Annotated in this window: 13 protein-coding genes; 3 read left to right on the top strand and 10 right to left on the bottom strand. The window is 67.7% G+C overall.

Features of this window, described 5'->3' with window-relative positions; all coding sequences use genetic code 11:
• The first annotated feature begins 177 nt into the window (after nt 1–177).
• A complete protein-coding gene (locus AB0I98_RS39495) occupies nt 178–552 on the top strand; it encodes an NTP pyrophosphohydrolase (protein WP_362950342.1) in 375 nt (124 codons plus the stop codon).
• On the opposite strand, the gene AB0I98_RS39500 is transcribed toward AB0I98_RS39495, so the two are convergent.
• From AB0I98_RS39500 to ngcE, 10 genes are all read right to left on the bottom strand, one after another.
• On the bottom strand, nt 521–826 hold the full coding sequence (locus tag AB0I98_RS39500; protein ID WP_362950344.1) for a hypothetical protein: 306 nt from the start codon (nt 824–826) through the stop codon (nt 521–523). The genes AB0I98_RS39495 and AB0I98_RS39500 overlap by 32 nt on opposite strands.
• 101 nt (nt 827–927) lie before the next feature.
• Nucleotides 928–2454 carry an amino acid permease gene (locus AB0I98_RS39505; protein ID WP_362950345.1) on the bottom strand — a complete coding sequence of 509 codons (1527 nt, stop codon included), beginning with the start codon at nt 2452–2454 and terminating at the stop codon, nt 928–930.
• Between the two features lie 148 nt (nt 2455–2602).
• On the bottom strand, nt 2603–4522 hold the full coding sequence (gene dxs, locus AB0I98_RS39510) for a 1-deoxy-D-xylulose-5-phosphate synthase (RefSeq protein ID WP_362950347.1): 1920 nt from the start codon (nt 4520–4522) through the stop codon (nt 2603–2605).
• A 191-nt stretch (nt 4523–4713) separates the two neighbouring features.
• On the bottom strand, nt 4714–6009 hold the full coding sequence (locus tag AB0I98_RS39515) for a sugar ABC transporter permease (RefSeq protein WP_362950348.1): 1296 nt from the start codon (nt 6007–6009) through the stop codon (nt 4714–4716).
• A 2-nt stretch (nt 6010–6011) separates the two neighbouring features.
• Nucleotides 6012–6797: an ATP-binding cassette domain-containing protein gene (locus AB0I98_RS39520; RefSeq protein WP_362950350.1), complete on the bottom strand. Its 786-nt coding sequence runs from the start codon at nt 6795–6797 to the stop codon at nt 6012–6014.
• Nucleotides 6798–6989: 192 nt separating this feature from the next.
• A complete protein-coding gene (locus tag AB0I98_RS39525; RefSeq protein ID WP_362950410.1) occupies nt 6990–8087 on the bottom strand; it encodes a substrate-binding domain-containing protein in 1098 nt (365 codons plus the stop codon).
• 133 nt (nt 8088–8220) lie between these two features.
• Nucleotides 8221–9420: an ROK family transcriptional regulator gene (locus tag AB0I98_RS39530; protein WP_362950352.1), complete on the bottom strand. Its 1200-nt coding sequence runs from the start codon at nt 9418–9420 to the stop codon at nt 8221–8223.
• A gap of 191 nt (nt 9421–9611) precedes the next feature.
• Nucleotides 9612–10520 (bottom strand): carbohydrate ABC transporter permease, encoded by a 909-nt coding sequence (locus AB0I98_RS39535; RefSeq protein ID WP_362950355.1) that lies wholly within the window; start codon nt 10518–10520, stop codon nt 9612–9614.
• The gene (locus tag AB0I98_RS39540; protein WP_362950357.1) at nt 10517–11578 is read right to left on the bottom strand and encodes a sugar ABC transporter permease; all 1062 of its coding nucleotides are present in this window, start codon (nt 11576–11578) and stop codon (nt 10517–10519) included. Before AB0I98_RS39540 ends, AB0I98_RS39535 begins: the two co-directional genes overlap by 4 nt.
• Nucleotides 11579–11585: 7 nt before the next feature.
• Nucleotides 11586–12995, bottom strand: a complete 1410-nt coding sequence (gene ngcE / locus AB0I98_RS39545; protein ID WP_362950359.1) for an N-acetylglucosamine/diacetylchitobiose ABC transporter substrate-binding protein — start codon at nt 12993–12995, stop codon at nt 11586–11588.
• Nucleotides 12996–13635: 640 nt separating this feature from the next.
• On the opposite strand from ngcE, the gene AB0I98_RS39550 reads away from it, so the two are divergent.
• Nucleotides 13636–17442 carry a GH92 family glycosyl hydrolase gene (locus tag AB0I98_RS39550; protein ID WP_362950361.1) on the top strand — a complete coding sequence of 1269 codons (3807 nt, stop codon included), beginning with the start codon at nt 13636–13638 and terminating at the stop codon, nt 17440–17442.
• Between the two features lie 35 nt (nt 17443–17477).
• On the top strand, nt 17478–19478 hold the full coding sequence (locus tag AB0I98_RS39555) for an alpha-glucuronidase (RefSeq protein WP_362950363.1): 2001 nt from the start codon (nt 17478–17480) through the stop codon (nt 19476–19478).
• Nucleotides 19479–19484: the final 6 nt, after the last annotated feature.

Consider the following 19484-nt stretch of genomic DNA (forward strand, 5'->3'; position numbering starts at 1 on the left):
GGGCGGGTCGCGCAGCCCGGCGCTGACGGGGTGCCGCCTGCGCCCACCCGTGCCGCCCCAGGCGGCACGCATGCCCGCAGCTTGGCGGGACGGCAGCCCGCCGCCTGCTGCGTGGGCGCGGCTCCACGCGGCACGCATGCCCGTAGCTGGGTGCGCCCCGCGTGCGACCCTGGCCGCATGGATGACGAAGTGCCGCTGCTGCTCATCGTCGATGCCGCCAATGTCGTCGGGTCGGTTCCCGATGGGTGGTGGCGGGATCGGCGGGGGGCCGCGGAGCGGTTGCGGGATGTGCTGGCTGCCGAGGGGGTGCCGGGGCATCCCGGGCCCGTGGAGATCGTGCTCGTGGTCGAGGGGGCCGCTCGGGGGGTTGAGTCCGTGCCCGGCGTGCGGGTCGAGGGGGCGAGTGGGAGCGGGGACGATCACATGGTCGAGCTGGTCGCGCGGGCGGGCGGTCGGGACTGTCTCGTCGTCACGGCCGACCGTGAACTGCGGTGCCGGGTGACGGAGTTGGGCGCGGAGGTCACCGGCCCCCGGTCGATCCGCCGTCGGTGATCCCGTACCCGGCGAGCGACAGCCGCATCCCGCACTGGTCCTCGGCCTCCACCGTCACCCGCTGCCCCCAGTGGGCGGTGAGGCGCTGGGCGACGTCGACCAGACGGCGGCGCTCCTGCGGGGTGTAGGCGGGGAAGCGGGTCCAGCCGCGTTCGGCGATCTGATGGCCGAGTTCGTGGAACAGGGCGGACCTGGTGCGCCGTTCCTCCTCGTCGGTCAGCGGGGTGGACTCGTCGCCTCCCGTGTACCGCACGTTGTACAGGTCTCGGATCAATGGTGGCTCGCCCTTCCGGTCGGGTGCGTGTCCGGCGAGCCTACCGACCCCGCGGTCTCCGCCGGAGCGGGCCTGCGGGGTCGGATCGGTGGCTGGGTCGGCTACTGGGCGTCTCCGGGCTTCGGCGGCTTCATGACATCGCTGACCTTCGTCTCCGCGTGCCGTCCGAGACGGCTGTGGGAGCGGCCGTAGACGAAGTACACGACGAAGCCGGCGGCCATCCAGACGGCGAAGCGGACCCAGGTCTCGGCGGGCAGGTTGAGCATCAGCCACAGCGAGGCGCACACGGACAGGATCGGGATGAACGGCACCCAGGGGGTGCGGAAGGCCCGGTGCAGGTCGGGCCGGCTGCGCCGCAGGATGATCACGCCGATCGCGACGACCACGAAGGCGAACAGCGTGCCGATGTTCACCAGCTCCGCGAGCTCGCTGAGGGGGGTGAAGCCGGCGAGGATCGCGATGAGGACGCCGAGCAGGATGGTCGGCCGGTGCGGGGTCTTGAACCGCGGATGGACGTGGGAGAAGAAGCGCGGCAGCAGCCCGTCACGGCTCATCGCGAAGAAGACCCGGGTCTGGCCGAGCAGCAGGATCATGCAGACCGTCGTCAGGCCGACCGCGGCACCGAAGCTGATGAAGCCCGCGAACCAGGGATGCCCGGTGGCCTTGAAGGCGTCGGCGAGCGGGGCCGTGATGGACAGCTCCGTGTAGTGCTGCATACCGGTCACGACGATCGACACGGCGACATACAGGGCCGTGCAGATGAGGAGCGAGCCGAGGATGCCGCGGGGCATGTCGCGCTGTGGGTTCTTGGTCTCCTCGGCGGCCGTGGCGACGACGTCGAAGCCGATGAAGGCGAAGAAGACGACGGAGGCGGCGGTGAAGATGCCCATCACTCCGAAGTTGGAGGGCGCCCAGCCGAACATCAGCTGGATGAGCGGGGATTGTAGGCTCTCCCCCGCCTCCACGGCCTGCGCCTTCGGGATGAACGGGTCGTAGTTGTCGCCGTCGATGAAGAAGGCGCCCGCGATGATCACGGTCAGCACCACCGTCACCTTGATGGCGACGACGAGCGAGGTGACTCGCGCGGAGAGCTTGGTGCCGACCACGAGGATGGCGGTGAGCAGCAGGACGAGCGCGGCGGCGAGGATGTCGAAGCCGAAGCCGTCGGCGCCGTCTCTGGTGCCGAGCGCCTCGGGCAGCTCCCAGCCCGCGTTGTCCATCAGCGAGGCGATGTAGCCGGACCAGCCGACGGCCACCACCGCCGTGCCGAGCGCGAACTCCAGGACCAGGTCCCAGCCGATGGTCCAGGCGGGCAGTTCGCCGAGGGAGGCGTACGAGAACGTGTACGCGGAGCCCGCCACCGGGACCGTGGAGGCGAACTCGGCGTAGCAGAGCGCGGCGAGCGCGCAGACGACGCCGGCCGCGACGAAGGCCAGCGCGACGGCGGGACCGGCGTTGTTCTTGGCGACCGTGCCGGTGAGGACGAAGATGCCGGTGCCGATGATGACGCCGACGCCGAACACCGTCAGATCGAGCGCGGACAAGGATTTCTTGAGCGCGTGCTCGGGTTCCTCGGTATCGAGGATGGACTGCTCGACCTTCTTCGTCCTGAAGAGGGTGCTGCTCACGGGCGTACCTCCCACGCTGTGTCGTCCTCGACATGATCGAGAGGGGGCGTGGTGCGTATGCCCCGGCGCGGTTCGTTTCACACGGATGGGCCGGTTTCACCACCCTTCACGGTGGTGAAACCGGCCCATCCGGACGCGGGGTGAGGCGCTAGTCGCGCGCGGGCTCCACGGTGGCCTCCGGGCGGTCGAAACGGCCGTCCAGCTTGGAGACCAGTCCGGTGACCTGGCGGGCGATGTCGGGTGCGGTCAGCCCGATCTCGGCCATGACCTCCTTGCGGGAGGCGTGGTCGAGGAAGCGCGGCGGGATGCCGAAGTCACGCAGCGGGACGTCGACGCCGGCATCGCGCAGGGCCTGGGCGATCGTCGAACCGACGCCGCCGACGCGGGAGTTGTCCTCGACGGTGACGACCACGCGGTGCCGCTCGGCGAGAGGCGCCATGGCCTCGTCGACGGGCTTGACCCAGCGGGGGTCGACGACGGTCGTGGAGATGCCCTGCTTGTCGAGCAGGGAGGCGATCTCCAGGCACATCGGCGCGAGGGCGCCCACCGAGACGAGGAGCACGTCCGGCGTGTCCGTCCCCGGCTCGCGCAGTACGTCCATGCCGCCGACGCGGCCCACGGCGGGTACGGCGGGGCCGACGGCGCCCTTCGAGAAGCGGACCACGGTCGGCGCGTCGGTCACGTCGACGGCCTCGCGCAGCTGGGCGCGGACCTGGTCGGCGTCGCGCGGGGCGGCCAGCCGCAGCCCGGGGACGACCTGGAGGATCGACATGTCCCACATGCCGTTGTGGGAGGCGCCGTCGGTGCCGGTGACGCCGGCCCGGTCCAGTACGAACGTCACACCGCACCTGTGGAGGGCGACATCCATCAGGACCTGGTCGAAGGCACGATTGAGGAATGTGGCGTACACCGCGAACACCGGATGCAGACCGCCCGTGGCCAGGCCCGCCGCGGAGACGGCGCCGTGCTGCTCGGCGATCCCGACGTCGTAGACCCGCTCCGGGAAGGTCTTGGCGAACTTGTCGAGGCCGACCGGCTGGAGCATGGCCGCGGTGATGGCGACGATGTCCTCGCGCTCCTTGCCGAGCTTGACCATCTCCTCGCCGAAGACGGAGGTCCAGTCGGCGCCGGAGGAGGCGATCGGCAGGCCCGTGTCGGGGTGGATCTTGCCGACGGCGTGGAAGCGGTCGGCCTCGTCCTGGAGGGCGGGCTGGTAGCCGCGGCCCTTCTCGGTGAGGCAGTGCACGATGACCGGGCCGCCGAAGCGCTTGGCGCGGGCCAGCGCCGACTCCAGGGCCTCGATGTCATGGCCGTCGATCGGGCCGACGTACTTCAGGCCGAGGTCCTCGAACATGCCCTGGGGCGCGATGAAGTCCTTCAGGCCCTTCTTGGCACCGTGGAGGGTCTCGTAGAGCGGCCTGCCGACGACGGGCGTGCGGTCGAGGATCTCCTTCGTCCGGGTGAGGAAGCGCTCGTACCCGTCGGTCGTCCGCAGCGTGGCCAGGTGGTTGGCGAGACCGCCGATGGTGGGGGCGTACGACCGCTCGTTGTCGTTGACGACGATGACGAGCGGGCGGTCCTTGGCCTCGGCGATGTTGTTGAGGGCTTCCCAGGCCATGCCGCCGGTCAGGGCGCCGTCACCGATCACGGCGACCACGTGGTCGTCGCGTTTGCGGATCTCGTTCGCTTTCGCGAGGCCGTCGGCCCAGCCGAGGACCGTGGAGGCGTGCGAGTTCTCGATGACGTCGTGCTCGGACTCGGCCTGCGAGGGGTAGCCGGACAGTCCGCCCTTCATCTTCAGCCTGCTGAAGTCCTGGCGGCCGGTGAGCAGCTTGTGCACGTAGGACTGGTGGCCGGTGTCCCAGAGCACCTTGTCCTTGGGCGACTCGAAGACCCGGTGCAGCGCGATGGTGAGCTCGACCACGCCGAGGTTCGGGCCGAGGTGGCCGCCGGTCTTGGAGACGGCTTCGACCAGGAAGCTCCGGATCTCCTCTGCCAGCAGGGCCAGCTCCTCCAGGCTGAGCCGGTCCAGATCGCGCGGTCCCCTGATGCGGGTCAGCAGCGGCACCCGTGCCTCCTTGCAGTAGAGCTGATCGAGCTGTTGCCGGGCCTGTCGAGTCTAATGTTCCGCCTGAGCGGACGATGCCCGGGCGGTGCGTCATAGGTCACGCGATCGGCTGTACCCAAGTTGTGGCGTTCCTACGACATGACTGTGCCCGGCACCGCCATTGGTGCCGGGCAACAGGTCTACTTGACGCGCTATGCGCGACCGGCCGTCTTCTGCGTCCGACGGGTGATCGAGTCGATGACCACCGTCGTCAGCAGAACACCCGCGGTGATCATGTACTTCACCGGCTCGGCGATGGACTCCAGCTGCAGCCCGTACTGGATGGAGACGATCACCAGCACACCCAGCAGCGCGTTCCACGTGCGCCCACGCCCACCGAACAGCGACGTACCACCGATGACCGCCGCGGCGATCGCGTTCATCAGCAGGTCACCCGTACCGGCGCTCTGGTTGGCGGACGCGATCTTCGAGGCCAGGAACAGACCGCCGATCGCCGCGAAACCACCCGAGATCGCGAACACCGAGATCCGAATCGCGGTGACGTTGATACCCGCGCGGCGGGACGCCTCCACGCTGCCGCCGAGGGCGAAGATCTTGCGGCCGTACGAGGTGCGGCGCAGCACGAAGTCGGTCAGGAACAGGAAGCCCAGGAAGATCACCGTGGCGAGCGGCAGACCCTTGTACTGGTTGTACATGGCCGCCGCCGCGAAGGAGACGATGGCCAGCAGCACCGTCCGCATCAGCGTGTCGCTGAGCGGCCGGGACGGGACGCCCGCTGCCTCCCGGCGCCGGTTGCCCAGGAAGGACGTGATGAAGAAGACGGCGACCATCACGACCGCGAGGCCGTACGCGGCGGCCACGTCGCTGAAGAAGTACGTGGTCAGATTGCCGATGAAGCCGTCGCTGTCGAGGTTGATCGTGCCGTTCTCACCCAGCGTCTGGAGCATGAAGCCCAGCCAGAACAGCAGACCCGCCAGGGTCACGGCGAAGGCGGGAGCGCCGAGCACCGCGAAGAAGAAGCCGTGTGCCGCGCCGATGGCCGCACCGGCGGCGACGGCGAAGAGCACCGCCATCCACTCGGGCCAGCCCTGGTTGACGGCGAGGACCGCCGCGATGGCGCTGGCCGCGCCGCTGACCGAGCCGACCGACAGGTCGATCTCGCCGAGCAGCAGCACGAAGACGATGCCGACGGAGATCATGCCCGTGCCGACCATCGTGACGGTGATGTCGCTGATGTTCTGCGCGGACAGGAACTGCGAGTTCAGGGTCTGGAAGACGACGCAGATGACGACCAGGCCGACGATGACCGGCAGGGAGCCCAGCTCGCCCGCCTTCATCTTCCGCTTGAACTCGCCGAGGTAGCCTGCCAGGCCCCGCTCGCGCACCAGGAGCCGCGGGTCGACCGCGGTCACCGCGGCCGCGGCGGCCTCGGGGTTCTCGACGGCGTGCGCGTCCTGCGGGGACGTGGAGGTCTTGTCGATGCTCACTGTTAAACCTCCCCGGTCGTGCGCGCCGCACGGCGGGTCACGGCGTTGTCGGTGGCGCCGGTGATGGCGGAGATGATCTCCTCCTGCGAGGTCGTCTTGACCTCGAAGACGCCGTTGTTCTGGCCCAGTCGCAGCACGGCGACCTTGTCGGCCACGGCCTTCACATCGGCCATGTTGTGGCTGATGAGGATGACCGCGTGGCCGCGCTCACGCAGCCGCTCCACCAGGTCGAGGACCTGGGCGGTCTGCTCGACACCGAGGGCCGCGGTGGGCTCGTCGAGAATGACCAGCTTGGGCTCGCCGAGCATGGACCGGGCGATGGCCACGGTCTGGCGCTGACCGCCGGAGAGCGAGGCGATCGGGATACGGACGCTGGGGATGCGGATGGAAAGCGTCTTCAGCAGCTCCTGCGAGCGGCGCTCCATCTCCACCTCGTTGAGGACGCCCCACTTCTTCAGCTCACGGCCGAGGAAGAGGTTGCCGACGACGTCGATGTTGTCGCACAGCGCGAGGTCCTGGTAGACCGTCGCGATGCCCAGGGCCTGGGCGTCGTGCGGCCGGTTGATCGAAACGGCCTTGCCGTCCCATTCGATGACGCCCTCATCAATGGGGTGTACGCCGGCGATCGTCTTGACCAGCGTGGACTTTCCGGCGCCGTTGTCGCCGACGAGGGCGATCACCTCGCCGGCGTGGACCTCAAGCTCTACGTCGGTGAGCGCCTGAACGGCACCGAACCGCTTGGAGACCCCGCGCAACGCCAGCACGGGCGTAGCGGACACGTAAACCATCTCCTTCGCCGCCTGACCCGGCGGGAGGTTGTGCAGAAAGATTTGGGGGATGTTCCGTCCGGCGCCCCGCAACGAGCTTGCGGGGCTGTGTGTATGCGGGGCGCCGGAGGAGCCTGGAGAGCGGCAGTCCCGGTACGGGAGTTCGGACAAGGATTCCCGAATTCCCGTACGTTCACGGGGACTTGCTGCTGCTTACTTCAGACCGATCTTGTCGCAGGCCGACTTGTACTTGGCCGTGCAGATCTCGTCGATCGTGTAGACGCCGTCCTTGATGACGGTGTCGTTGATGTTGTCCTGGGTCAGCGAGGTGACGGGGACCAGGACCGACGGAACGCCCTTGGCGCTGCCGCTGTCGACCTTGTCCTTGGCGATGGAGTCCAGGGACTCACCCTTGGCGAGCGCGACGGCCATCTCGGCGGCGGCGTTGGCCTCGGGGGCGTACGGCTTGTAGACGCTCATGTACTGGTCGCCGGTGACGATGCGCTGGACAGCGGCGAGTTCGGCGTCCTGGCCGGTGACCGGCGCGTCGATGCCGGCCGACTTCAGGGCCGTGATGATGCCGCCCGCCATGCCGTCGTTGGCGGAGTAGACACCGATGATCTTGTCCTTGCCGAGCGCCGAGATCGCCGACTCCATGTTGGCGTTGGCGGCCTCCGGCGCCCACTCCTTGGTGTCGTACTCCTTGCCGACGTTCACCTTGCCGTCGAGGACGGAGTGCGCGCCCTCCTTGAACTGGGCGGCGTTCGGGTCGGTGACGGAGCCGTTCATCATGACGATCTGGCCGTCCTTGGCCTTGTCGCCCAGCGCCTTGAGCAGGGCCTCGCCCTGGGTCTTGCCGACCGAGACGTTGTCGAACGAGGTGTAGGCGCTGATCGGACCCTCGGCGAGGCGGTCGTAGGCGACGACCTTGATGCCGGCGTCCACGGCCTTCTGCACGGAGTTCTGGATGGCCTTGGCGTCCACGGCGTCCAGGATCAGCACGTCCACCTTGTTGGTGATCATCGTGTCGACCTGCTGGGCCTGGAGGTTGGCGTCCTGGCGGGCGTTGTTGTACTGGATCTCCGCCTTGTTGTTCGTCAGCTCCCCGATCTTCTTCTCGATCAAGGGGCGGTCGAACTTCTCGTACCGCGCGGTCTTGTTCTCCGGAAGCAGGAGTCCGACCTTGATGTTGTCACCCTTGGCGGCGGTACCAGCGGTCTCGCTGCCTCCGTCGGCTTCCTCAGCGCTGCCACAGGCGGCGAGGGAAACGGCCATCGCACCTGCGGCAATGGCAACGGCGGCACGACGCATACGCGTGTTCACTTCAGAAACCTCCCTGACGAGGCCGCGTCGTTGCGGCCGAGGTGGCTGGAAGTCAACTCGGCCACACGTGCGACGTCAAGAAGTAAATCCTTAACGGGTTGGCAACGGTGCCATCCGTTCTCTAAGTGAAGACAGGGGCAGCGGCAGTCAGCGACCCATCCAAAAGGGTCGAATCACCCATCTCACTGAGCGCCAGCGCGAGGGCTCCGAGGACCTCCGCGCGACCACCAAGTGCCCCTGGCAACACCGAGAGCTGACGTGCGGCACTGGGGATCGCGTACCGGCCGACCGACTCCCTGATGGGTCCGAGCACCAGCTCACCGGCCTCGGCGAGATCACCGCCGAGGACCACTCGGCTCGGGTTGAGCAAATTGCAGAGATTGGCGACTCCACTGCCGATGTGACGGCCGACGTCGGCGATCACCCGACGGCAGCCAGGGTCTCCGTCCCGCGCCAGCCTCACGACGCCTTCCATGGTCAGATCGGTGCCGTGGCTGGACTGAAGGAGCGGGAGCACATAGCGCGCGGCCGTGAAGGTCTCCAGGCAGCCCCGGTTGCCGCAGCGGCAGACGGGACCGGACTCATCAAGAGTAATATGCCCGATTTCTCCCGCCGTGCCACCCGGGCCGCGGTAGATCTTGCCGTTGATGACCAGGCCGGCGCCGACACCACTGGCGACCTTGATGTACGCCAGGTCCTTCGCCCCCCGGCCGCTGCCCCAGACCATCTCGCCGAGGGCGGCCAGGTTGGCGTCGTTGTCGACATGGACGGTCACGCCGAGCCGCCCCCGCAGCTCCTCGGCGGGCTTGGTGCCGGTCCAGCCCGGCAGGATCGCGGTGGAGCCCAGAGTGCCCGACTCGACATCGATCGGTCCCGGCACGCCCAGGCCCACGCCCGCGACCTTGGAACGGTCCACTCCGGTCGCCGCGATCAGCCGGTTGACCAGCTCTTCCGCCCGGTCGAAGCTCTGTGTGGCGGAGGCGTCCACATCGAGCGGCTCGGCCTCCTCGGCCAGCACCTGATGGGCGAGATTCCCGACCGCGACGCGCAAATGCGTATGCCCGAAGTCCACGCCGATCACGATCCCGGCGTCCCCGCTCAGAGAGACGCTGCGGGCCCTGCGGCCGCCCGCCGACGTGGGCGTGACCTCGACCGTTCCGCCGTCCTTGAGCTCCCGGACGATATTGGAGACGGTCGCCGCGGACAGGCCGGTCGTCCTCGCGATCTCCGCCTGCGTGAGCGAGCCCGCCAGCCGTACGGCCCGGACGACCCGCTCCAGGTTGGCTCGGTGCAGCGACGACTGCGACCCCGGAGTCTCCACGACGACCTCCTGCGCGCGGGACCGCTTCGATGAGGCCCCGTCTATGTCCAACTAGTGAACTCTAAGCTGAGCTGTTCGGGTTGCCTCCCGTCAAGAGGTTGAACCGGATCGAGGCGCTTGGGCATGCCTGTGCGCGCCGGCCGCCGGACCGGCGAAGCGACCCGGCCGGCCGTACGGTGCGACGGTGAGCGTCAGCGGAAGGTGCCCTGCGACACCGAACCGGCGATCCGGCGCTGGAAGATGATGTACACGATCAGTACGGGCACCACGGTGACCACGATCGCCGCGAACAGCGCACCGTAGTCGATGTCGTAGACCTGCGAGGACGCGTAGGCAGCCATCCCCTGGGTCAGGACCCACTTGTCCTGGTCGGTGTTGAGCGCCACGGGCAGCAGGAACTGGTTCCAAAGACCCAGGAAGTTGAAGATCGCCACCGCCGCCATGCCCGGACGGGCCATCGGCAGCATCACCTGGAAGAACGCCCGCCAGTCACCGGCGCCGTCGATCAACGCGGCCTCGTAGACGTCATGCGGCAGCGACCGGAAGAACGAATAGAGGAAGAACATCGTGAACGGCAGCGCGAACGCGACGTAGGTGAGGACGAGTCCCGGACGCGTGTTCAGGAGCCCGAAGTTCTGCAGCTGGAAGAAGAGCGGCACGATCGCCAGGAAGACGGGGAAGGTCAGCCCGGCGAGCATCACGTAGTAGATCAGCCGGCGTCCGGGGAACTCGAACCGGGCCAGGATGTAGGCGCACATCGCGCCCAGCAGCATCACCAGGAACAGCGCGGAGACAACGACGATCACCGAATTCAGGAAGTACTTCCCGATGTTCGCGTCGGTCCACGCGTGCTCGTAGTTCTCGAACCTCCAGCGATCCGGCAGCGCGAACGGCGACGACAGGATCTCGCTGGTCGACTTGAACGACGACACCAGCACCCACAGCATGGGCACGATCACGATCACGGACCACAGGATCAGCAGGGCGTGCGCGATCCCCGCGAACCTGCGGTCGCTGCTCGCGACGGCTCTCGTCAGCTTCCGGTCACTCGCCGGTTTCCGGTCGCTCGTCGTCTTCCGGTCGGCGATTACGGCGCTCACTGGGCACCTCCCTTGGCTGCAGCACGCCGAGCCCTGAACCCAGGCGCTTTCGTCTTGCCCTCGCTCTCGCCGCCGCCCGTCAGGCGGTTGACGGTGAACACCAGCGCCGCGAACACCAGGGTGACGACGGCGAGGACGACCCCCATCGCGGTGGCATAGCCGAACTGCTGCTTGGCGAAAGCGACGTTGAACAGCCGCTGACTGATCGTCAGGGTCGAGTTGTCCGGTCCACCGTTCGGCAACATCGCCTGTACGTAGACGAACGCGTCGAGGGCGGCGATGCCCAGGTAGATGTACGCCGTCTGCACACTGTCCCGGATCGCCGGCAGGGTGACCGAGATCGTCATCCGGAACCGGCCGGCTCCGTCGATCCTGGCCGCCTCGTACAGCTCGGCGGGAACTCCCTTGATCGCGGCGATGAAGAGCACCGCGTAGAACCCGACGAGCCCCCAGACGATGACGAACATCAGGGAGGGCATCGCGCTCGACTTCTCGCCCAGCCAGGCGAACGTGTCGAACTGGTCGAGGCCGAGCGCGGTGAGGACGCCGTTGACCAGGCCGGCGTTCGGGTCGTACATCTGCGCCCAGATCAGGCCGACGATGATCGCCGGCACGACGTAGGGGAAGAACGAGATGATCCGGTAGAACGACGCTCCCCGGATCCCTCGGACGGGGCCCTTGCTGGGCCCGCCCAGGGTGATGGCCACCGCGACCCCGAGGGAGAGCGTCAACGTCACCAACGGCACGAAGACCGCCAGCAACGCGACGTTGCGCAACGCCTTCAGGAAGATGTCGTCCTGGAACATCTTGGTGAAGTTGTCGAAGCCGACGAAGTTGTAGTCCGGGCTGAAGCCGCGCCAGTCGGTCATCCCCCAGTAGATCGCCTGGACGAAGGGGATCAGGACGAAGGTCACGAAGATGGCCAGCGGGACACCGAGGAACGCGAGGAAGAACGTCACCCGGTCGAAGGTGAGCTTGCGGCGTCGGGGCCGCCCGCCGCGAGCCGCCGGCGTCGGCCGGCCGCTCGCGGTGTCCGAAATAGTGGTCGTGTCTTTCATCGCGGTGCTAGCTGACCTTGATCTTCTCGACGGAGTCGTCTTCGCGGATCTTGTCGGAGATCTTCTGCAGAGCCGAGGTCAGGCCCTTGGCGTCGAGGTCACCGGAGAGGAACGAGTTCCACGGCACCAGCTGGTCGGTGTTCATCCCGTAGGCGGAGACGAAGTTCCAGGTGAAGATGTTCTCGCCCGCGTCGGCGAGCATCTTCGACTGCGAGACCAGCGCCGACGATCCGTAACCGTCCGCGGGCACGGTGTCCTTGACGATCGTCGGGGCCAGCTTCGTCTTGGAGAAGTTGGCGGCCGCGTCCTTGGACAGCATCGCCCGCAGCACTTCCTTGCCGCCGGCCGGGTTCTTGCCCTGCTTGGGCACGATGAACGGCTCGCCCGCGGCCGCGTGCACCGCCTCGTAGGGCATCTTCGGCTTGTCGGTGAGCGTCATCTCCGGGACGCCGGTCATCTGGAAGTCGGCCTTGGTGGCCTTCTTCATCTCGTTCTCGATCCAGCCACCGGTCGGGTAGAGAAGCGCCTTCTGGTCGTTGCTCCAGATCGCCTGCGCCTTCTGGAACTGGGTGCCGGAGCCACCGGGGACGAACATCTTCTCCTTGACCATGGTCTCCATGATCTTGAGAATGCCCTGGATGGCCGGGTGCGACCAGGAGTCCTTCTCCAGGTTCTCGAGGGCGATACGGACCTCGTCGCCGCCCTCCTTGATCGCCCCGCCGATAAGCAGCGTCTGGTAATAGGTCGCCGCCTCCTTGCCGTGGACGAAGAGATACATGCCCTTCTTCTTCGCCTTCTGGCCGAGGTCGAGCGCCTCCTGCCACGTCTTCGGCGGGGTCCAGCCGTTCTTCTCGAACAGCGTCTTGGAGTACCAGACGCCGTACACCGTCATCACGTAGTTGAGCGCGACGAACTTGTCCTTGAACGTACCGGGGTCCTTGACGCCGGGGTAGACCGTGTCGGCGATCTTCTTGCCCTCGTAGTTGTTCGCCTCGAAGACGTCGTCGAGCTCCTCGAGCTGGTCGAGAATGCCGAGGAAGCCGATCTGGTCCTCACCGGAGTTGTCGATGAGGTCCGGCGGGTTGCCGCCGACGAACCGGGGCTGGAGTTCGGGAGCGATGTCGACGACCGGCTTGACCTGGACCTTGACGCCCTTGACCTGCTGGCCCATGACCGTGTTGGCGTAGTCGACATAGTCGGTGCCGTAACCGCCGTCGAAGATGGCCGCCTCGACCTTGGAGTTCTCGGCGACACCGAACGGGTTCTTGGCCCCCTTCTTGCCCTTCGCGCCGCCGCCACCACCGCTGTCATTGCTGGAGGGAGAGCCACACGCAACCGCGAACGAACCCATGGCCGCAGTTGCGATCGCCCCACGCAGGAGCGTGCGCCTGTCAAGAGAGCCGGCACGAATGGTCATCTCTGCATCCTCACTGATCGATTGGATCTGTACGGGTTTGCTATGCGGCTGCCGGGCCAGGTTGGCCATGCGCTTGCCGCACTTCTCTTTGAGCGCGTCCTGGTGTGGGTTTCCGCCTGAGATGTCGGCGGAGATGCACATCGGGGCGTTTCGCCGTCGTCTCGGAGCCGCTCGGCGGCACCGATGGTGATCAGCTGAGTGATGCCGGAAAAACGGTCGCCGGGGCCGGAGCGACGGTCGCGCTCCGCCTGATCAGATCGCGATGGCCTACGCCGGAGGTGGATCCCATGCTAAGTCCTCGCCTTCTCCAGGACTCAGGCGGTGAACCGGATCCTCCCCGGCACCGCGGTCAGGTCAAGCAGGGTCGTGCAGGACGTTCGGATCGAGTGAATTGCCGACAGGTATAGTCCACTTCCCGCCAACGGAGCAAGATCGAATGCAAGGTTGGCTGTTGGTCTTTTCCGAGTTGAGACCTCGCGGAAATATGAGCGGCCTGCGCCCTCCTTGCCGGATAAATCCTCGGGATTGCCCCCGAATGCCCCACCCAACACCCTTGACAGGGCTGGCCACTTGCGCCACTACTGGTCCTTGCACACCGAGATTGACAACGTTGTCCAGGGTGCAGGGAGGGTGCTTGCTCATGCAGCGCAGAAGTCGGCACAGATGGGGTTCGGCGGTCGTCTTGACGACCGCCTTTGCTTTGGCGGTGGGCTCGCAGGGCGTGGCGGTCGCCCTGCCCGGCGAGGTGGCCGCCGCCGACCGGGAGTTCGCCTCGTCCTTCGAGGCGGATGACCCGGCGCCCGACTGGCTGAACACCGTCGACACCGCACCGGACGGCAGCAAGCGTGCCACCGGGGTCGACGGCGGGTACAGCAGCGGCATTCCGGGCAATGTGACCGACCATGTCACGGACGTCCGGGCCAGCGGTGAGAACACCGGCGCCGGCGAGGTGAAGGAGAACCTCGTCGACGGCGAGCCGAGCAGCAAGTGGCTGACCTTCGCGCCCACCGGCTGGGCGGAGTTCGATCTGGACGCGCCGGTCAAGGTGGTCACCTACGCGCTGACGTCGGCCAACGACCACGACGAACGCGACCCGGTGGACTGGACCCTGAAGGGCTCCACGGACGGCACGAACTGGACGACCCTGGACACCCGCACCGGCGAGACCTTCGCCGAGCGGTTCCAGACGAAGACGTACGACATCCCGGAAGCCAATGCCGCCGAGTACCGGCACTTCCGGCTCGACGTGACCAGGAACAACGGCGCCTCCGACGCCCTGCAACTCGCCGACGTGCAGTTCTCCAAGGGCGGCAGCGGCGACCCGATCCCACAGGACATGCTCTCGCTGGTCGACCGCGGCCCGAGCGGCTCGCCGACCGCGAAGTCGGGCGCGGGTTTCACCGGCAAGCGGGCGCTGCGCTACGCCGGGCGGCACACCGCCGACGGGCAGGCGTACTCGTACAACAAGGTCTTCGACGTCAATGTCGCCGTCGGACGCGATACGCAACTGTCGTACCGGATCTTCCCCTCCATGGCGGACGGCGACCGGGACTACGACGCCACCAACGTCTCCGTCGATCTCGCGTTCACGGACGGGACGTATCTGAGCGATCTCAAGGCGACCGACCAGCACGGGTTCGCGCTGACGCCGCAGGGGCAGGGCGCGGCCAAGATCCTCTACGTGAACCAGTGGAACAACGTGGCCTCGCGGATCGGGTCGGTCGCGGCCGGGAAGACCGTGGACCGGATCCTGGTGGCGTACGACTCCCCCAAGGGGCCGGCGAAGTTCCGGGGCTGGCTCGATGACGTGGCGCTGAAGGCCGTACCGCGGGAGAAGCCGAAGGCGCACCTGTCGGACTACGCGGTGACGACCCGCGGCACCAACTCCAGCGGCGGGTTCTCACGCGGCAACAACTTCCCCGCGACGGCCGTGCCGCATGGCTTCAACTTCTGGACGCCGGTGACCAACGCGGGTTCGCTGAGCTGGCTCTACGACTATGCGCGCGGGAACAACGCCGACAACCTGCCGACGGTCCAGGCGTTCAGCGCGAGCCACGAGCCCAGCCCCTGGATGGGCGACCGGCAGACCTTCCAGGTGATGCCGTCCGCCGCGTCGGGCACGCCCGACAACGGCCGTGAGGCACGGGAGCTGACCTTCCGGCACGAGAACGAGACCGCGCGGCCGTACTACTACGGGGTGCGTTTCGAGAACGGTCTCAAGACGGAGATGGCGCCGACCGACCATGCGGCGGTCATGCGCTTCACCTATCCCGGCGACGACGCGAGCGTCCTGTTCGACAACGTCACCGACCAGGCGGGCCTGACGCTCGACAAGGAAAGCGGTACCTTCACCGGTTACTCCGACGTGAAGTCGGGGCTGTCGACGGGTGCGACCCGGCTGTTCGTCTACGGGGTGTTCGACGCGCCGGTGACGGAGGGGACGTCGAGCGGGGTCAAGGGCTATCTGCGGTTCCAGCCCGGCGACGACCGGACCGTGACCCTGCGGATCGCCACCTCCCTGATCAGCGTCGACCAGGCGAAGGACAACCTGCGCCAGGAGATCCCGGACGGCACGTCCTTCGACGCCGTGAAGACGAAGGCCCAGGGGCAGTGGGACAAGATCCTCGGCAAGGTAGAGGTCGAGGGCGCCACGCCGGACCAGCTGACCACGCTGTACTCCAGCCTGTACCGGCTGTACCTCTACCCCAACTCCGGCTTCGAGAAGGTCGGTTCGAAGTACCAGTACGCCTCCCCGTTCTCGCCGATGCCGGGCCCGGACACCCCGACGCACACCGGCGCGAAGATCGTGGACGGCAAGGTGTACGTCAACAACGGTTTCTGGGACACGTATCGGACGACCTGGCCGGCGTACTCGCTGCTGACGCCCGGTCAGGCGGGTGAGATGGTCGACGGGTTCGTGCAGCAGTACAAGGACGGCGGCTGGACCTCCCGCTGGTCCTCCCCCGGGTACGCGGACCTGATGACCGGCACCTCGTCGGACGTGGCCTTCGCGGACGCGTACGTCAAGGGCGTCGGCTTCGACGCGAAGTCGGCGTACGACGCGGCCGTGAAGAACGCCACGGTGGTACCGCCCTCGTCGGGCGTGGGCCGCAAGGGCATGACCACCTCGCCGTTCCTCGGCTACACGAGCACCGAGACGCACGAGGGTCTGTCGTGGGCGCTGGAGGGCTATCTCAACGACTACGGCATCGCGAAGATGGGCCAGGCCCTCTACAGGAAGACGGGCGAGAAGCGCTACAAGGAGGAGTCCGAGTACTTCCTCGACCGGGCTCAGGACTACGTCAACCTCTTCGACGCGAAGGCCGGCTTCTTCCAGGGCCGCGACGAAAAGGGCGACTGGCGGGTCGAGTCGTCCAAGTACGACCCGCGCGTGTGGGGTTACGACTACACAGAGACGAATGGCTGGGGTTACGCCTTCACCGCGCCCCAGGACTCGCGCGGTCTCGCGAACCTGTACGGCGGCCGGCCGGGGCTCGCCGAGAAGCTCGACGAGTACTTCGCGACCCCCGAGACCGCCTCGCCCGAGTTCAAGGGCTCGTACAGCGGCGTCATCCATGAGATGACCGAGGCGCGTGACGTACGAATGGGCATGTACGGGCACTCCAACCAGGTGGCCCACCACGTGAACTACATGTACGACGCGGCCGGTCAGCCCTGGAAGACCCAGAAGAACGTCCGGGAGGTGCTGTCGAGGCTGTACACCGGCAGCGAGATCGGCCAGGGCTACCACGGCGACGAGGACAACGGCGAGCAGTCGGCCTGGTACCTCTTCTCCGCCCTCGGCTTCTACCCGCTGGTGATGGGCAGCGGCGAGTACGCCATCGGCTCACCGCTGTTCGCCAAGGCGACGGTCCATCTGGAGAACGGCCGGGACCTGGTCGTCAAGGCGCCGAAGAACAGCGCGAAGAACGTGTACGTGCAGGGGCTGAAGGTCAACGGGCGTCCATGGACGTCGACTTCGCTGCCGCACTCGCTGATCGCCAAGGGCGGTGTCCTGGAGTTCGACATGGGGCCGAGGCCGTCGAGGTGGGGCACCGGGAAGAACGCGGCGCCCCCGTCGATCACCCAGGACGACGAGGTGCCGACGCCGCGTGCGGACGTGCTGAAGGGTGAGGGCGCCCTGTTCGACAACACGTCGGCCACGGAGGCGACGGTGACGTCGGTGGATCTGCCGGTCGCCGCGGGCGCGAAGGCCGTCCAGTACACGCTGACCTCGTCGGATCACGCGAAGGCGCCGACGGGCTGGACGCTCCAGGGCTCCTCGGACGGGACGAAGTGGCGCACGCTCGACCAGCGGTCGGGTGAGTCCTTCACCTGGGACAAGCAGACGCGCGCGTTCTCCGTGGGGCGGCCGGGTACGTACGAGAAGTACCGCCTGGTCCTGAACGGCGAGGCGACCGTCTCGGAGGTCGAACTCCTCGCCTGAGCCGAGCAGTTGAGGAATCGAGGAGTTGAGGTCTCGTGCCGCTTCCCGTGCCCGTCCTCGCCGAGGATGTCGACCCGGCCTGGCTGCCACCGGCCGCCTTCCGGCCGCTCGGCACCCGGCGGACCCTGATCCGCGGATCGGGTCTCCTGGTGGAGACGGTGCACGGTGAAGTGGTGGACGCCTGCGCCCGGTTCGGAGGTCGCGTGGACCGCGATCCCGGGCCGGGCGCGGGCGTGTCGTACGACCTGGTGCTCGAGTTGCGGCCGGGGCTCGGGGACCTCGGGGACGAGGAATTCGTCTGCGGGCGCGAGAACGGTTGCACGACCGTTTCCGCGTCCGGGCAGGCCGGGCTGCTGTACGGCCTGTTCCACGTCGTGCGGCTCGGGGAGAACGCGTTCAGCGGCGAACGCGCTCGCCAGGTGCACCGCCCGGCCCTCCCGCTGCGGATGCTCGACCACTGGGACAATGTGACATTGCACCCGGTGATGGGCCAGGTAGAACGCGGTTACTCGGGCGGTTCGCTGTTCTGGGAGGACGGGCGGGCGCGCGGAGAACTGGAGCGGGTGCGGGCGTACGGCAGGCTGCTCGCGGCCTGCGGGATCAACGCTGTGGCCGTGAACAACGTCAATGTGCACAGGACCGAGGCGCGGCTGCTGACCGACCGGATCGGTGAAGTCGCCGCTCTGGCCGAGGCGTTGCGGCCGTACGGGATCAGGATGCATCTGTCGGTGACCTTCGCCGCGCCGATCGTGCTCGGAGGGCTGAAGACGGCCGATCCGCTGGACGCGCGGGTGCGGGAGTGGTGGGCGCGGGCGACTGCCGATGTGTATGCGGCGATACCGGACTTCGGCGGGTTCGTGGTGAAGGCCGACTCGGAGGGGCAGCCGGGCCCGTTCGCGTACGGCCGCAGTCACGCGGACGGCGCGAACATGCTGGCCGCCGCGCTGGCTCCGCACGGCGGCACGGTGCACTGGCGGGCGTTCGTCTACAACCACCGCCAGGACTGGCGGGACCGTACGACGGACCGGGCGCGGGCGGCGTACGACCATTTCGTGCCGCTGGACGGGCAGTTCGCGGAGAACGCCGTGCTCCAGGTGAAGCACGGGCCGATGGACTTTCAGGTGCGGGAACCGGTGTCACCGGTGCTGGGCGCGATGCCGGGGACGCGGCTGGCGGTGGAGGTGCAGGCGACGCAGGAGTACACCGGTCAGCAGCGGCATGTGTGCTGGCTGGGGCCGATGTGGAGCGAGGTGCTGCGGTTCCGGCCGGAGGGTGGAGCGAGCGGAGCGACCGTGGGGGACCTGGCGGGCGGTCTGGTCGCGGTGTCCAACGTCGGCGATGACCCCTTCTGGACCGGGCATCCGCTGGCCCAGGCGAACCTCTACACGGTCGGCAGGCTCGCCTGGCAGCCGGACGCGGACCCGAACCGGCTGCTGGACGAGTGGATCGCGCTGACGTTCCCCGCCGCTCCCCCGCGGCTGTTCGCGGGGCTGCACACGGTGCTCAAGGGCTCCTGGCGGACGTACGAGAAGTACACCGCGCCGCTCGGCGTGGGCTTCATGGTGCAGCCGGGGCATCACTACGGGCCCAGCGTGGACGGCTACGAGTACAGCCCATGGGGCACTTATCACTTCGCCGACCGGGACGGCATCGGCGTGAACCGCAGCGCGGCGACCGGCACCGGGTATGCGGCGCAGTACGCCAAGCCCTGGTCCCAGGTGTACGAGTCGCCGGACACCTGCCCCGACGAGCTGCTGCTGTTCTTCCACCACATGTCGTACGGGCACATGCTGCGCAGCGGCAAGACGGTGATCCAGCACATCTACGACACCCATTTCGAGGGCGTGGCCGAGGTGGAGGAGGCCCGGGAGACCTGGGCCTCGCTCGTGGACCTGGTCGATCCGGCACGCCATGCGCGGGTCGCCGAGCGGTACGAGGAGCAGCTGCGCTCGGCCCGGGAGTGGCGGGATCAGGTGAACAGCTACTTCTTCCGCAAGTCCGGTGTGGCCGACGCACATGGGCGCCGGATCTACTGAAGACCG

Origin of the sequence: Streptomyces sp. NPDC050211 (assembly GCF_040656035.1) — a bacterium.
GTDB lineage: Bacteria > Actinomycetota > Actinomycetes > Streptomycetales > Streptomycetaceae > Streptomyces.